The sequence below is a fragment of the Roseovarius sp. genome, assembly GCF_018066915.1.
Classification (GTDB): domain Bacteria; phylum Pseudomonadota; class Alphaproteobacteria; order Rhodobacterales; family Rhodobacteraceae; genus Roseovarius.
This window is the reverse complement of the sequence record NZ_JAGPVV010000036.1, coordinates 1-14,358: the sequence shown is the minus strand read 5'-3', so window position 1 is coordinate 14,358 and position 14,358 is coordinate 1. Positions and strand designations below refer to the sequence as shown.

Annotated in this window: 14 protein-coding genes; 3 read left to right on the top strand and 11 right to left on the bottom strand. The window is 61.1% G+C overall.

The features are described 5' to 3' along the window. Nucleotides 1-105: 105 nt before the first annotated feature. The 4 genes from KBT70_RS02020 to KBT70_RS02005 all read right to left on the bottom strand — a co-directional run bounded on the left by KBT70_RS02020 (nt 106) and on the right by KBT70_RS02005 (nt 4,559). On the bottom strand, nt 106-720 hold the full coding sequence (locus KBT70_RS02020; protein ID WP_296628178.1) for an OmpH family outer membrane protein: 615 nt from the start codon (nt 718-720) through the stop codon (nt 106-108). Between the two features lie 2 nt (nt 721-722). After that, nucleotides 723-3,059 carry an outer membrane protein assembly factor BamA gene (gene bamA / locus KBT70_RS02015; protein ID WP_296628177.1) on the bottom strand — a complete coding sequence of 779 codons (2,337 nt, stop codon included), beginning with the start codon at nt 3,057-3,059 and terminating at the stop codon, nt 723-725. Between the two features lie 96 nt (nt 3,060-3,155). Continuing rightward, entirely contained in the window at nt 3,156-3,281 is a 126-nt protein-coding gene (locus tag KBT70_RS02010) for a hypothetical protein (protein WP_296628174.1), read from the bottom strand. Nucleotides 3,282-3,401: 120 nt separating this feature from the next. Beyond that, entirely contained in the window at nt 3,402-4,559 is a 1,158-nt protein-coding gene (locus KBT70_RS02005; protein ID WP_296628171.1) for an aminotransferase class I/II-fold pyridoxal phosphate-dependent enzyme, read from the bottom strand. 62 nt (nt 4,560-4,621) lie between these two features. Here KBT70_RS02005 and KBT70_RS02000 point away from each other — a divergent pair, with 62 nt between their 5' ends. From KBT70_RS02000 to KBT70_RS01990, 3 genes are read left to right on the top strand one after another with little or no spacing between them, the layout of a single operon-like run. Then, nucleotides 4,622-5,944: a M48 family metalloprotease gene (locus KBT70_RS02000; protein ID WP_296628168.1), complete on the top strand. Its 1,323-nt coding sequence runs from the start codon at nt 4,622-4,624 to the stop codon at nt 5,942-5,944. Further along, on the top strand, nt 5,941-6,705 hold the full coding sequence (locus KBT70_RS01995) for a DsbA family protein (protein WP_296628165.1): 765 nt from the start codon (nt 5,941-5,943) through the stop codon (nt 6,703-6,705). Before KBT70_RS02000 ends, KBT70_RS01995 begins: the two co-directional genes overlap by 4 nt. Nucleotides 6,706-6,707: 2 nt before the next feature. Continuing rightward, nucleotides 6,708-7,220: a hypothetical protein gene (locus KBT70_RS01990; RefSeq protein ID WP_296628163.1), complete on the top strand. Its 513-nt coding sequence runs from the start codon at nt 6,708-6,710 to the stop codon at nt 7,218-7,220. A 54-nt stretch (nt 7,221-7,274) separates the two neighbouring features. Here KBT70_RS01990 and nuoN read toward each other — a convergent pair whose 3' ends face one another. From nuoN to nuoI, 7 genes are all read right to left on the bottom strand, one after another. Beyond that, a complete protein-coding gene (gene nuoN / locus KBT70_RS01985) occupies nt 7,275-8,708 on the bottom strand; it encodes an NADH-quinone oxidoreductase subunit NuoN (protein ID WP_296628160.1) in 1,434 nt (477 codons plus the stop codon). A 17-nt stretch (nt 8,709-8,725) separates the two neighbouring features. Next, nucleotides 8,726-10,273 (bottom strand): NADH-quinone oxidoreductase subunit M, encoded by a 1,548-nt coding sequence (locus KBT70_RS01980; RefSeq protein ID WP_296628157.1) that lies wholly within the window; start codon nt 10,271-10,273, stop codon nt 8,726-8,728. Further along, on the bottom strand, nt 10,273-12,405 hold the full coding sequence (nuoL, locus tag KBT70_RS01975) for an NADH-quinone oxidoreductase subunit L (RefSeq protein ID WP_296628154.1): 2,133 nt from the start codon (nt 12,403-12,405) through the stop codon (nt 10,273-10,275). The genes KBT70_RS01980 and nuoL overlap by 1 nt, the downstream gene beginning before the upstream one ends. 4 nt (nt 12,406-12,409) lie before the next feature. Then, on the bottom strand, nt 12,410-12,715 hold the full coding sequence (gene nuoK / locus KBT70_RS01970; RefSeq protein ID WP_037271644.1) for an NADH-quinone oxidoreductase subunit NuoK: 306 nt from the start codon (nt 12,713-12,715) through the stop codon (nt 12,410-12,412). Between the two features lie 102 nt (nt 12,716-12,817). Continuing rightward, nucleotides 12,818-13,426, bottom strand: coding sequence for an NADH-quinone oxidoreductase subunit J (locus tag KBT70_RS01965; RefSeq protein WP_296628150.1), 609 nt, complete (start codon nt 13,424-13,426; stop codon nt 12,818-12,820). Further along, the gene (locus tag KBT70_RS01960) at nt 13,423-13,836 is read right to left on the bottom strand and encodes a carboxymuconolactone decarboxylase family protein (protein ID WP_296628148.1); all 414 of its coding nucleotides are present in this window, start codon (nt 13,834-13,836) and stop codon (nt 13,423-13,425) included. The genes KBT70_RS01965 and KBT70_RS01960 overlap by 4 nt, the downstream gene beginning before the upstream one ends. Beyond that, nucleotides 13,833-14,327, bottom strand: a complete 495-nt coding sequence (gene nuoI / locus KBT70_RS01955; protein ID WP_296628145.1) for an NADH-quinone oxidoreductase subunit NuoI — start codon at nt 14,325-14,327, stop codon at nt 13,833-13,835. Before nuoI ends, KBT70_RS01960 begins: the two co-directional genes overlap by 4 nt. Between the last annotated feature and the right edge of the window lie 31 nt (nt 14,328-14,358).

Here is a 14,358-nt window from a genome sequence, read left to right as displayed (position 1 = left end):
GGATATCCGCGGATTTGAGGGACTCGGTCATGGGCTGTCCTTTCACGTGCCGTGCACCATGTGCCTAGCAATCCGCGCGGCACGGGGCAAGATCACTTGCGTCGCCTAGTCATTGGTAGGGGCTGGTTGATCTGGTGCCGGTTGTTCCGGGGCCGCCTCTGGGGCCGCCTCAGGTGCCAAGGGACCCGCGCCGATTGCCGCGTTGATCCGTTGCACGGCAAGCTCCGTCACATCCGCCGCACTGGTGTGCAGCATCACGGTGCGCGCATCAATCATCACCATCGCATTGGCCTCGTTCAGCAATTCCGACAGCACCGGTTGCACGACACGCATGAACTGGATGGGGATCAATTCGCGCCGCCGCTCAAGCTCCCGCGACAGGCGCTCGCTCTCCAGCCGCAGCTCTTCGACCCGTTGGTCAAACGCATCGGCCATCTCCCGGAATTCATTCGCGGGTGTGGTGCTGCGCAGGGCGGTCAGGCGTTGCTCTTCCGCCTCAAGCTCTTGCGCGACCTTTTCGTTATAGGCGATCAGGCGATCCCGCTCGGCCTGAATCTCTCCTTGCAGACGCTTGCCATAGTCGGACTCGAGCAGCATGCGCTCGGGGTCGATCACCAGCACATCGCTCTGGATCACCCCAATCTGTTGCGCCCCCAAAGGCAAAACTGCGCCAAGGGTTAACCCAAGGCACAGCCCAGCCACGGCAAACGCCGCGCGCATGCTCAGAATTCCGTGCGGACGGTCAGGTCGAACTGCTGTTCGATGTCACCCGGCTCTTTCTTGAGCGCATTGGAAAAGTTCATCCGGATCGGACCAAAGGGCGAGGACCAGAACACCGAAAAGCCAATCACATGCCGCGCCTTGAACCCGGTCGACGACAGCGTATTGCCCGGCGCAACCGAACCTCGGTTCCCGATACCCCAGATCGACCCGATATCATAGAACGCGCCCCCGGTGATGCCATACTCATCCGGCAGACCAAGCGGGAATTCCGCCTCGAACTTGAGAGCCGCGAAGAAATCACCGCCCAAGAGTTCGTCACCTTCAATCGGGCCCATGCCATTCGGCTCAAACCCGCGAATGACCTGAGACCCAAAGCGATTGAGGAAGCGGCTGTCACGGCTGCCCGAGAAATTGAGCGCCCCCCCTTCGAGGATCGCGCGCAAGGTGACATCCTCGTTCAAAATCGCCGTTTGTCCAACCAGCCGGGCCGTGGTCTTGATGAAATCGTTATCGCCCCCTAGCCCGGCAAATTCCTGACCAAAGGACAGAAGAATGCCTGCTTTCGGGTTAAGCCCACCCGCCCGCGTATCATAGCTGAAATTATACCCAACCGAACTGGTCCAGAGCGCGCCCTGCGCGATCTCGTTTTGGAGAATGCCGGACGTGCCCTGATAGTCGGTCATGTCCTCGTAACTGACGTTGTAATAGAGGTTCAGGCGCGTGTTCTCGCCGGTCGGAAAGGTCAGGCTGGGCCGGAATGTCCCGATCGCCGTGTCAAAGAGACTATTGTCGCTTTCGGTCTGCTGAAACGCAAAGTCGAGGCCAAGCGCCACATCCCGACCCAGGAACGCCGGTTCGACAAAACCCAGATTGTAGTTGATGTTATCCGCCGTCGCCAGAATCTGCGCCGTCAATTGCTGACCACGCCCGATAAAGTTGCGCTCGGAAAAGCCAAGCGAAATGCCAAGGCCGGAATTGGTCGAAAAGCTCGCGCCGACCGAAACGGTGCCGGTGGTGGTTTCCTCGACATCGGTTTCGATCACAACCTGATCGGGGCGCGATCCCTCGCGGGCGTTCACGTCCACTTCCTTGAAATAGCCCAAGGCGCGAATACGGTCCGCCGCTTGCTGGATCGACCGCGGATTGAAGGGGTCCCCCTCGGCCTGATCGAATTGCCGCCGGATCACACGGTCAAGCGTTGTCGTGTTGCCTTCGATGTCGATCCGTTCGACGAAAATGCGCGGCCCGCGCTGGATCACGAATTCAACATCCAGCGTCAAATCCCGGTCGTTGCGGGTGATCCGCGGCTCGACGCGCATGAAATCAACGCCGTTCTTGATGGCCAGACGCTCCATCCGGGCGATGGAACTCTCGACCAGTGTGGGCGAATAGACCACGCCCGGCTTGATCTTGAGCGTGTCGCCATAGACCTCGGCCTCAACCCCGTTCATCTCGCTGACGGTCGTGATCTCACCAAAGCGGAATTGCTGGCCTTCCTGCACGTTGAAGGTGATGAAATAGGCATCGCGTTCCCGCGCCAGTTCGGCATTGGTGCCAGTCACGCGGAAATCGACATAGCCGCGCGAGTTGTAGAAATCGGTCAGCACCTGCCGGTCAAAATTGACCCGATCCTCAACGAAAGTGTCACGCTCGATCAGCGCGCGCAGGATGCCGGTCTGCTTGCTTTCGATCACGCGGCGCAGGCGGCTGTCGGAAAACGCCTTGTTGCCGACGAACCCGATGCGCTGCACCTCGATCTTGCGGCCCTCGAATATCTCGAACACCAGATCGACCCGGTTGTCGCTGCGCCGGATGACCTTGGGCGTCACCCGTGCCGCGATCCGGCCATTCTGGCTATAGGCTTCCGAGATGATGCCCGCGTCCCGCTCGGCCTGCGTCGGGCTGAACACCTGACGCGGCTTGCTCTGGATGAACCCGGACAGGTCTTCGTCCTTGATCTTGTCATTGCCCTCAAAGGCGATCTGGTTGATCGTCGGAAACTCGACCACACGGATCAAGAGATTGCTGCCCTGCGGCACCAATTCGACATCTTCAAACAGACCGGACCCGAGGATTTTCTGATAGGCGTCGTTCAACTGCCCCGCCGAAACGGTCTCGTTGCGGGCGATCCCGGCATAGGACAGAATCGTTCCGGCCTCGATCCGCTGGTTGCCTTCAATCCCGACCGTGGAAAAGCGGTAGGATTGCGCTTCGGCCCTTTGGCCCGATGTGGTCAGAAAAACCGCGAAAAAGAGCGCGAAGAGAACACCCGCGCCCATACGCGCCGCAAGAAAAAGGTTGCGGCCCTGCGGCCGGTGCACGTCGCGATCATTCATTGCTCAAACCCAGTCAGACATCCCATTATCGATGTCAGTAACCCGTCTGTCTGGCCTTGTCAAAACGCGAGTGCGCCCTTGGGACGTTGTCCCGGTTCAGAGCGTGCCGATATAGGCCGCCGCCAAGAGAGCCGCCCCAAGGGTTGCCGCATAGAGCAGGAAATCCGCGTTCACATGCAAAAGCACGCGGGCACCCTGGTAGCCATTTCTGATCTGTTGCATGTCATGCCCCGGTATCGAAAGTTGCGAATGCTTGCGAAAGTGTCACCGGGATTCGGCGACATCGCGACCAGAATGTGGCGAATTTCGGGCGTCCGCACTCAGCGCACGCTCAGAGGGCTCTTAGACCTCGGCCAGACCGCGCGCCGCCATGAACCGTTGCAGGCGCGCCAGCCCCTCTTCGATATCCGCCGTGGCGCGCGCGTAGGAAAACCGCAGCGTGCCCGCCCCGCGTATCGGATCGAAATCCAGCCCCGGCGTCACCGCCACCCCCGCCGCGTCCAGAATCTCCGCTGCAAAGGCCCGGCTGTCCACGGTCAGATGGCTGACATCGGCATAGACGTAAAACGCCCCATCCGGCGGCGCGATACGGTCAAAACCGGCCTTGGGCAGCCCCTCGAGCATCAGCGCACGATTGCGTCGGTAGACCGCCAAATTCGCCTCTAACTCTTCGGAACAGTCCATCGCCGCAAGTGCCGCCACCTGACTGACATGGGGTGGGCAGATAAAGAGGTTCTGCGCCAGACGCTCGATGACGCGCACATGATCCTCGGGCACGACCATCCAGCCGATCCGCCAGCCGGTCATCGAGAAATACTTGGAAAAGGAATTGATCACGTAACAGTCGTCGGTGATCTCCAAGGCCGATACCGCGCGGCGCTCGTATTCGATACCGTGATAGATTTCATCGCTGATAAAGGCCGCCCCCTGCCCCTCTGCCGCCGCGATCAGCCCACCAAGCGCCGCGCGGTCCAGCATTGTGCCCGAAGGATTCGCGGGGCTGGCCACAAGAAGCCCCCTGAGGTCCCGCCCCGTCAGATCGTCCGGCACCGGCTGCAAGCGATTTTCCGCCGCCGTCTGGATGTCCACCGGCACAAGATCGAGCGCGCGCAGGATCTGGCGATAGCTGGGATATCCCGGCGCGCCGATCCCGACCCGGTCGCCCACGTCAAAGAGCGCGGTAAAGGCAAGGATGAACCCACCCGAGGAACCGGGCGTGATCACCACGCGCTCGGGGTTCAGATCGACATTGTACCACTCTCCATAGAGTTTCGCGATCCGCGCCCTGAGCGCCGGGAGGCCAAGCGCCACGGTATAGCCCATGGCCTCGGTCGCCATGGTCCGGGCTAGGGCTGCGCGTGCGCCTTCGGGCGCGGGCGTGCCGGGCTGGCCCACCTCCATATGAATGATATGACGTCCCTCAGCCTCGGCACGGCGGGCGGCCTCCATCACATCCATCACAATAAAAGGATCAACTTGGCTCCGGGTTGAGTTCCGCACTGGTTTTCTCCTAGACTGACCCCACATGTGACCCGTCTCACTGGAAAAGGCCGCCAAGGTCAATGCTGCTTCTCCGTTTCGCCCTGCTCTCGCTCCTTCTGTCGCTGGCCCTGCCCGCGCGCGCGGTGACGTTGCTGCGCGATCCCGATATCGAACAGGCCCTGCGCGCGCTTGCGACGCCCGTGTTGCAGGCGGCCGGGCTCAGCCCCGCGCGGGTGGATATCCTCGTGATCGACGATTCGAGCATGAATGCCTTTGTCATCGACGCCGACAGCATCTTCATCCACTCCGGCCTCATCCTGCGGATGGAGACCCCGGCGATGTTGCAATCGGTGATCGCGCACGAGGCCGCGCATATCGCCAATGGCCATCTCATGCGCCGCCCGATCAATGCGCGCAATGCCCGCACGGCGGCAGCCCTCGGCACAGCACTTGCGGCGGTCGCTGGCGCTGCGGCTGGCAGCGGCGAGTTTGCGGCGGGTGCTGCCGCCGGGCTTCAGGGGGCTGCGATGCGCAGCTTCTTTTCCCACACCCGCGCCGAGGAAAACGCCGCCGACGCCAGCGGCATGCGTTTTCTCGCCGCCGCAGGCATCGACATGCGCGGCGCGGTGCAGGTGATGGAGCTTTTTCAAGGGCAAGAGGCGCTCTCGGTCAGCCGTCAGGATGCCTATGCGCGCACCCACCCGCTCTCTCGCGACCGCTTTCGCCGGATTGTCCAACTGGCCGACGCGCAGGGCCGCACAGTCACGCCTGATCCCGAGGCGACCTATTGGTTCGCCCGCGCCAAGAGCAAACTTTCGGCCTTTCAACGCTCGCCGAAATGGACCCTGACCCGCGCCGGGGAATTCGGCTATGCAGACGTCAAGCTCATGCGCCAGGCCATTGCCTATCATCGGCAGGCCGATCTGCGGCGCGCCTTGGCCGCGATTGATGGCGCTGTGGCGTTGCGCCCCAGTGATCCCTATCTGCACGAATTGCGCGGTCAGATCCTGATGGAAAGCCGCCAGATCAAGCCCGCGGTCGCCGCCTATGCCCGCGCCGCCAACCTCGCCCCCAACAACGCGCTGATCCTTGGGGCCTATGGCCGCGCCCTCCTCGCCGACAATCAGACGCAAAAGGCGGTCCAGTTCCTTGAGACCGCCCGCAGCCGCGATGGCCGCGACATCCGCATCCTGCGCGATCTGGCACAGGCCAACGCCAAGCTGGGCAACAACGGCATGGCCTCGGTGCTGACAGCCGAACGATATGCCATGGCGGGGCAATTCAAAGATGCTAAGATCCACGCCGAACGCGCCTCTAATCTCTTGCCCCGTGGCTCTGCCGCGTGGCAAAGAGCGCAGGATGTGCTTTTCGCCGCAGAAGCCGAAGAAAAACGGAGAAAATGATCCCGATGCCACGTTCGATCCTGTCCGCCGCCAGTCTTGGCCTCTGCTTGGTCCTTGCGCAGCCCGCCACCGCCCTCGATCTCGAGAGCCTGACCGACGCCGAGCGCACGCTCTTGCGCGCCGAAATTCGCGACTACCTGCTCGCAAACCCCGAAGTGATCATGGAAGCGGTCGCCGTATTGGAGCAGCGCGAGGCGCAGACCCAAGCGCAGGCCGACAGCGATCTGGTCAAGGTCAACGCCGAAGCGCTCTTCAACGATCCTAGCTCTTGGGTCGGTGGCAACCTTGAGGGCGATCTGACACTCGTCGAGTTCATGGATTACCGCTGCAGCTATTGCCGCCGCGCCTTTGATGACGTCAAGGGTCTCTTGGCTGCCGATGGCAATATCCGCTTTGTGATCAAGGAATTCCCGATCCTGGGCGAGGAATCGGTGCTGGCGTCGCGCTTTGCCATCGCCACCCGGCAGGTTGCGGGGGATGAGGCCTACAAATCCGTGCATGACGCGCTGATGACCTATTCGGGCAGCATGAACGAAACCGGCTTTTCGCGGCTGGCCGACACCTTGGGCCTTGATGCCACGTCAATCATCGCCGAGATGAACAGTGACGCGGTGACAGAGGTGATTGCCGCCAATCATGCCCTTGGCCAGCGAATGCAGATCACCGGCACGCCGTCCTTCGTGCTGGGCGACCAGATGCTGCGCGGTTACCTGCCGCAGGACGCCATGCAGCGCATCGCCGACGAGATCCGCGCGCAATAACCATGCGCACCCTGCCCCTGTTGGCCGCCCTCCTGATGGGGGCGGCATCCTCTGCCTTGGCGCAGGACCTGCCAAAGCAGTCGCGCACGGCCTTGGGCGAGGCGATCCGCGCCGTCTTGATCGACACGCCCACCCTCCTTGCACCGGTCATGGACCCCGCGCCACTCACCGGGGCCGATCTCTATGCTGATGAGGCGACACGCGATCTGGACCTGCTTGCGCGCGCCGCCCCCCGCCTCTTTGCCCCCGGCCTGCCCGGTTTCGGAGCGGAGGGCGCAATCCCGTCCCTCGCCTTTTTCACCCAAACCGACTGTGCCGATTGCGCCATGGCCGAGGCCGAGTTGCGGGATTTGGCGACGCGTTTGGGCCTACGGGTGACTATCTTTGACATGACCGAGGACGCGGCCCTTGCCACCACTCTCGGCCTCGACATGGCCCCGTCTTACGTCCTGCCCGACATGATGCTGCGCGGGGCAATGCCCGCCATCGTGCTCGAAAAATACCTCGCCCCTTGAACGCAAAAGGCGCGCCAACGGGGCGCGCCTCTTGTCTTCGTCTCGCAGGCTGGCTCAGTTGACCAGCGTCGCCGCCGCCGCCTGTGCCATGGCCTCGATCCCGAACATGTTGACGATGCCCAACAGCATCACCGCCGCCGATCCCATCAGGAACAGCCATTGCACGGCCGAACGCCCGGTTTGCAGCCCCGTGCCTTCTTCGCCGAAATACATGTAGAACACGATCCGCAGATAGTAGAACGCGCCAATCACCGAGGCGACAACCCCCGCGATCGCCAGCCATGCCAGCCCGCCCTCATAGGCCGCGCGCAGCACGTAGAGCTTGCCGAAAAAGCCCAAGAGCGGCGGCACCCCGGCAAGGCTGAACAAGAGGATCAGCATGGCCAGCGCCCGGCCCGGTTCAGCGCGGGAATAGAGCGCAAGGCTGCGGATATCCGTGACCGGCTGCCCATCCCGCTCCATCGACAGGATAAAGGCAAAGGTGCCGACGTTCATCGTGACATAGATCGCCATGTAGATCAGCATCGCCTGCACGCCAAACACAGTACCGGCCGCCAGCCCCATCAGCGCATATCCCATATGGGCAATCGAGGAATAGGCCATCAGACGCTTTATATCCGTCTGACCAATCGCCGCAAAGGCGCCAAGGAACATCGACAGAAGCGACAAAAGCGCCAGAACCTGCTGCCAATCGGCCACCACCCCGCCAAAGGCGTCATGCACGACGCGGGCGAATAGCCCCATTGCCGCCATCTTGGGGGCGGTCGCGAAAAACGCGGTGATGGGCGTGGGCGCACCTTCATAGACATCGGGTGTCCACATATGGAACGGCACCGCCGAAATCTTGAACGCTAGGCCCGAGATGACAAAGACGAGGCCAATCAAAAGGCCAACCGGGGCCTGCCCGTCTGCCGCCGCGATGATCCCGGAAAAGAGCGTGGTGCCCGCATAGCCATAGGTCAGCGACGCGCCATAGAGCAAGAGACCGGACGACAGCGCCCCCAGCACGAAATACTTGAGCCCCGCCTCGGTCGATTTGGCGCTGTCCCGCCGCAAGGACGCCACGACATAGAGCGCCAGAGACTGCAACTCGAGGCCCATGTAGAGCGCCATCAAATCGCCCGCGCTGACCATCACCATCATGCCGACGACGGCCAAGGCCACCAAGAGCGGATATTCAAACCGCAGGATACCGCGCCGCGACATGTAATCCTGTCCCAGCACCAGCACCGCCGCCGCCGACACAAGGATCGTGACCTTGGCAAACCGCGCAAAGCCGTCATCGTTGAACATGCCGCCAAAGGCGGTGCGCGTGCCCTCGCCCGAAGCCCCGATCCACACCGCCAAGAGCGTGAAGAGCCCCGCCGTCAGCCAGACCAGCGGACCCGCCATGCGGTCCTGACCGGTATAGGCCACGCCCAAGAGCGCCAAGAGCGCATACACCGAGAGTACGATCTCGGGCAGGATTATGGATAGATCAGCCTGCATCACTCAGGGCCTCCGGTTCAATGCGAGGTTTCAGCAAGTTGCGTCGTGGTCTCTGCCAGCGCTTGTGCCGTCTCGACGTTGGAAATCAGCGCCTCGACCGAGGGGCCGGTGATATCGGTCACAAGCCGGGGATAGACCCCCAGTAAAAGCGTCATCACCACCAGCGGCGCAAAGATTGCCCGCTCGCGTTTGGTCATATCGGTGATCGTGCGCAGGCTTTCCTTGATCAGATCGCCAAACACCACCCGGCGATAAAGCCAGAGCGCATAGGCTGCCGACAGGATAACGCCCGTGGTCGCAACCGCCGCCACCCAGGTATTGACCTGAAACACGCCCACCAGCGTCAGGAATTCACCAACAAAGCCAGAGGTGCCCGGCAGGCCGACATTGGCCATGGTGAAGAACATGAAGATCAGCGCATAGGCGGGCATCCGGTTGACCAGACCGCCATAGGCATCAATCTCGCGCGTGTGCATCCGGTCATAGATCACGCCGACGCAGAGAAAGAGAGCGCCCGAGATAAAGCCGTGGCTCAGCATCTGGAAAATCGCCCCATCGACGCCCTGCTGATTGACCGCGAAAATGCCCATGGTCACATAGCCCATATGGGCCACCGACGAATAGGCGATCAGCTTTTTCATGTCCGACTGCGCCAGAGCCACCAGCGAGGTATAGACGATGGCAATGGCACTCATCCAGAGCACCAGCGGCGTCAGCACCTCAGCCCCCACCGGGAACATCGGCAGACTAAAGCGCAGAAAGCCATAGCCGCCCATCTTCAAGAGGATCGCCGCCAGCACGACCGAGCCCGCGGTCGGCGCCTGCACGTGGGCATCCGGCAACCAGGTATGCACCGGCCACATCGGCATCTTGACCGCAAAGCTGGCAAAGAACGCGAGGAACATCAGCGTTTGCATGCCGCCGATCACATGCACCCCGAGGATCGAGAAGGTCTCGCTCTCGAACTCATGTTTCAGCAGCGCCGCAATATCCGTGGTGCCCGCATCCGAAAACATCGCCACCATCGCCACCAGCATCAGCACAGAGCCGAGGAAGGTGTAGAGGAAGAATTTGAACGACGCATAGATGCGTTCCTTGCCGCCCCAGATGCCGATGATCAGGAACATCGGAATAAGCCCCGCCTCGAAGAAGAGGTAAAAGAGCACCAGATCCAGCGCCATGAACACGCCCAGCATCAGCGTCTCCAACAGCAGAAACGCGATCATGTATTCCTTGACGCGCGTCGTCACCCCCCAAGAGGCCGCAATCGTGAGTGGCATCATGAAGGTGGTGAGCATGACAAAGAGCACGCTGATCCCGTCCACACCCATCTTGTAGCGCAGACCAAGCAGCCACTCGCGATCCTCGACAAACTGGAATCCGGTGTTCGAGGGATCAAACTCGAACAGGATAAAGAGCGACACCACAAAGGTCAGCGTGGTGGCAATCAGCGCCACCCATTTGGCATTCTTCTGCGCCGCCTCATCCGAACCGCGCAGGAACACCGCGAGGATGGCTGCCGCGACCGCCGGGATAAAGGTCACAATGGAAAGCAGGTTGTCCATCAGTTGGCTCCCCCGAAGATCGTCATCCATGTCACCAGAACCGCGATCCCGATCACCATGGCAAAGGCATAGGTAAAGATGTAGCCGGACTGTGCGCGCCCCGCCAGGCGAGTGAACCAGGGCACAATCCCCATCGCCACGCCATTGATCGACCCGTCGATCACATCGCCATCGCCCCGCTTCCACAAGAGGTGGCCAAGCGCCTTGGCAGGCCGGACGAAGAGGAAGTCATAGATCTCGTCGAAATACCACTTGTTGAGCAGAAAGAGGTAGAGTGGGCGATTGGTCTCGGCCACGCGGCGTGGCATCGCCGGGTCCCAGATATAGAACCAGACGGCTGTCAGGAACCCGATCAACATTGCGACAAAGGGGCTGACCTTGACCCATGTCGGGGCATGGTGCGCCTCATCCATCACGTGATTGTCGGGATGCATGAAGATGGCCCCCACGGGCGCTTCGGCATGGGCCACGACCGGGGCATGTCCCTCGGCGGTTGCCTCGGCGTGATCAGCAGCTCCTTCGGTGGTCGCTTCTGTCGCACCTTCGGTAGCGGTATCTGTGGTGCCTTCGGTGCCGTGCCCCTCGGACGCCTCGGCGTGATGTGCCGGGATGCCAAAGAACTTATTCACGGCCTCATGGCTGCCAAAGAAGCTGTTGTACCAGACCATCCCGGCAAAGACCGCGCCAAGCGCCAGCACGCCAAGCGGCACCAGCATGACCATCGGGCTTTCGTGCGCATGCTCATGCGTGTGCTTGTCGCCGCGCGCCTCACCAAAGAAGGTGAGGAAGATCAATCGCCAGCTATAGAACGACGTAAAGAGCGCCGCGATAACCAGCATCCAGAAGGCATAGCCGCCTTGTGTCCCCGCCCACGCGCTCTCGATCACCGCATCCTTGCTGAGGAACCCGGCAAACCCGATATGAGTGAGCGGAATACCCACGCCGGTAATCGCCAGCGTGCCGATCATCATCGCCCAAAAGGTATAGGGCAGCTTTTTGCGCAAACCGCCATAATTGCGCATGTCCTGCTCGTGGTGCATTCCGTGGATCACTGACCCCGCCCCAAGGAACAGCATCGCCTTGAAAAAGGCATGCGTGAAGAGGTGGAACATCGCCACCGAATAGACCCCCACACCGGCCGCGACGAACATGTAGCCAAGCTGTGAACAGGTCGAATAGGCGATCACGCGCTTGATGTCATTCTGCACCAGACCCACGGTCGCGGCGAAAAACGCCGTCGTGGCCCCGAGGAAGACGACAAAGCTCATCGCCTCCGGCGCGTATTCCATCAGCGGCGACATGCGACACACAAGGAACACGCCCGCCGTCACCATGGTCGCCGCGTGAATGAGCGCCGACACCGGGGTCGGGCCTTCCATCGCGTCAGGCAACCATGTGTGCAGGAAAAGCTGCGCCGATTTACCCATCGCGCCCACAAAGAGCAGGAAGGCAATCAGATTTGCTGCGTTCCATTCAGTCCACAGGAACGTCAATTGGGTCTCAGCCAGCATCGGAGCGGCGGCAAATATGTCATCCAGCTTGATGCTATCGACCAGAAAGAAGAGCGCCATGATCCCAAGCGCAAACCCGAAATCGCCCACCCGGTTGACCACAAAGGCCTTGATCGCGGCGGCATTGGCGCTCGGCTTGCGGTAGTAGAACCCGATCAGAAGGTACGAGGCCACGCCCACACCCTCCCAGCCAAAGAACATCTGAAGCAGGTTATCCGACGTCACCAGCATCAACATGGCGAAGGTGAAGAACGAAAGATAAGCAAAGAACCGCGGCCGATAGCTCTCGTTTTCGCGGAAATTCTCGTCATGCGCCATGTAGCCCATGGAATAGAGATGCACGAGCGCCGAGACGGTGGTGATCACGATGAGCATGATGGCCGTCAGCCGGTCCATCCGGATCGCCCATGCGGTGTCCAGCGTGCCCGATTGCACCCAATCGAGCAGATGCACCTTTTCCATCACCCCGTCATGGCCGAGGAACACGACCCAGCTCAGGATACAGGACAGGAACAACAGGCCCGTGGTCAGCCACTGTGCGCCCTTGTCGCCAAGGATGCGCCAGCCGAAACCCGCAAGGAGCGCGCCCACGAGAGGCGCGAAGAGGAGAGTGGTTTCCATGGCTTCAGCCTTTCATCACATTGGCGTCTTCGACGGCGATCGTGCCGCGATTGCGGAAGAAACAGACAAGGATAGCAAGACCGATGGCCGCCTCTGCGGCAGCGACAGTCAGCACGAAGAGGGTGAAAACCTGCCCCACCATGTCGCCCAGATGCGCGGAAAAGGCCACGAGGTTGATATTCACCGACAACAGCATAAGTTCGATGGACATCAAGAGGATGATCACGTTCTTGCGGTTCAGGAAGAGGCCAAAGATGCCTATCACGAACAGGGCCGCCGCCACCGTGAGATAATGTTCAAGTCCGATCATGTCTGTCCCTCCGGGCTGTGCCCGATTGTCGTCTTTACGCGTCACCCCGGTCTATGCCGGGATCATGTTACTTTCGTCAAACCCGGAGCGGGTAAGAGGTAATTACAACCCCTGCCCCGGCTTCACATCCCGCAACTCCATCGCCTTGGCGGGGTCGCGATACATCTGCGCCAGCACATCCTGCCGCTTGACATCCGTCCGGTGCCGCAGCGTCAGAACGATTGCGCCGATCATGGCCACCAGCAGGATCAAGCCCGAAAGCTGGAACAGGATGAAATACTTGTCATAGAGCAAGAGACCCAGAGCGGCCGTATTCTCGACCCCCTCGGGTGTCACCGCGGCGCGTGCCGCCTCGGCCCCGTCGGCCATTTGCCAATTGCCAAAGACCAGCCCGAATTGCATCAGCAGGATCACCCCGATCAGCAGCGCCAGCGGCATGTATTTCGCCATTTCAGCCTTCAATTCGGCGAAATCCACATCGAGCATCATCACCACAAAGAGGAAAAGCACCGCGACCGCGCCGACATAGACGATGATCAAGAGCATCGCCACAAACTCGGCCCCCAAGAGCACGAAAAGCCCCGCGGCACTGATAAAGGACAGGATCAGCCACAGCACCGAATGCACCGGATTGCGGCTGATGACCGTCATCAGCCCGCCGGTCAGCAGCGACACCGCAAAGAGATAAAAGGCCATGGCCGCAAACGTCATTTGTCTTTTCCTTCCTTGTCGCCCTGGTCCATGACCTCGCGGGCGAAATCCATGGCGCGGGTCATCGAGGGGATGCCGGCAAACATCGCCATCTGCGCGATGGTCTCGGCAATCTCGTCCCGGGTCGCCCCGGCCTCGAGCGCATGGCGCACGGTCATGCGGATTTGCGTATCGCTCTGCGCGCCCAGCATGGTCAGCCCTGCCAATGTGATCAGCAGGCGCGTCTTGGCATCGAGACCTTCCTTGTTCAACCCCTTGCCAAAGCTCATTTCCATGAACTCCTTGGGCATGGTCGGCCAGAGTGTCTCGAACCCTTTGGGAGAAAAGGATTCAAGCGCCGGATTGAGCGCCTTGGCCATTTCCTGAGCCTGACGCATCATCATCTCGAAGGGGTTGGTTGGATCGCTCATCGGTAGGGTGCATCCATCTCGAGGTTGCGGGCAATTTCGGCCTCCCAACGATCGCCATTCGCCAAGAGCCGCGCCTTGTCATAGAACAACTCTTCGCGGGTTTCGGTGGCGAACTCGAAATTCGGGCCTTCGACGATGGCATCGACCGGACATGCCTCTTGGCAGAAGCCGCAGTAGATGCATTTCGTCATGTCGATGTCGTAGCGCGTGGTGCGGCGACTGCCGTCATCGCGGGGTTCGGCATCAATAGTGATCGCCTGCGCCGGGCAGATCGCCTCGCAGAGCTTGCACGCGATGCAGCGTTCTTCGCCATTGGCATAGCGGCGCAGCGCGTGCTCGCCCCGGAACCGGACCGAAAGCGGACCCTTTTCATGCGGATAGTTCACCGTGGCCTTGGGGGCGAAAAAGTATTTCAGCCCGAGCCGGAACCCATTGAAGAAGTCGGAGAGCAGGAAATACCCCGCCGCACGGCCGTAATCTATCTTGGTCATGGATCAGCCTCCAATCGCCCAGCGGGCCCAA

Excerpts from the sequence above, each read along its gene's own strand:
- KBT70_RS01995 (WP_296628165.1), top strand. The coding sequence starts at position 5,941 with ATGATCCCGATGCCACGTTCGATCCTGTCCGCCGCCAGTCTTGGCCTC.
- bamA (WP_296628177.1), bottom strand. The coding sequence starts at position 3,059 with ATGAATGATCGCGACGTGCACCGGCCGCAGGGCCGCAACCTTTTTCTT.
- nuoI (WP_296628145.1), bottom strand. The coding sequence starts at position 14,327 with ATGACCAAGATAGATTACGGCCGTGCGGCGGGGTATTTCCTGCTCTCC.
- nuoK (WP_037271644.1), bottom strand. The coding sequence starts at position 12,715 with ATGATCGGACTTGAACATTATCTCACGGTGGCGGCGGCCCTGTTCGTG.
- nuoL (WP_296628154.1), bottom strand. The coding sequence starts at position 12,405 with ATGGAAACCACTCTCCTCTTCGCGCCTCTCGTGGGCGCGCTCCTTGCG.
- KBT70_RS01965 (WP_296628150.1), bottom strand. The coding sequence starts at position 13,426 with ATGACGTTTGCGGCCATGGCCTTTTATCTCTTTGCGGTGTCGCTGCTG.
- KBT70_RS01980 (WP_296628157.1), bottom strand. The coding sequence starts at position 10,273 with ATGGACAACCTGCTTTCCATTGTGACCTTTATCCCGGCGGTCGCGGCA.
- KBT70_RS01990 (WP_296628163.1), top strand. The coding sequence starts at position 6,708 with ATGCGCACCCTGCCCCTGTTGGCCGCCCTCCTGATGGGGGCGGCATCC.
- KBT70_RS02020 (WP_296628178.1), bottom strand. The coding sequence starts at position 720 with ATGCGCGCGGCGTTTGCCGTGGCTGGGCTGTGCCTTGGGTTAACCCTT.
- KBT70_RS01960 (WP_296628148.1), bottom strand. The coding sequence starts at position 13,836 with ATGAGCGATCCAACCAACCCCTTCGAGATGATGATGCGTCAGGCTCAG.
- KBT70_RS02010 (WP_296628174.1), bottom strand. The coding sequence starts at position 3,281 with ATGCAACAGATCAGAAATGGCTACCAGGGTGCCCGCGTGCTTTTGCAT.
- KBT70_RS02000 (WP_296628168.1), top strand. The coding sequence starts at position 4,622 with ATGCTGCTTCTCCGTTTCGCCCTGCTCTCGCTCCTTCTGTCGCTGGCC.
- nuoN (WP_296628160.1), bottom strand. The coding sequence starts at position 8,708 with ATGCAGGCTGATCTATCCATAATCCTGCCCGAGATCGTACTCTCGGTG.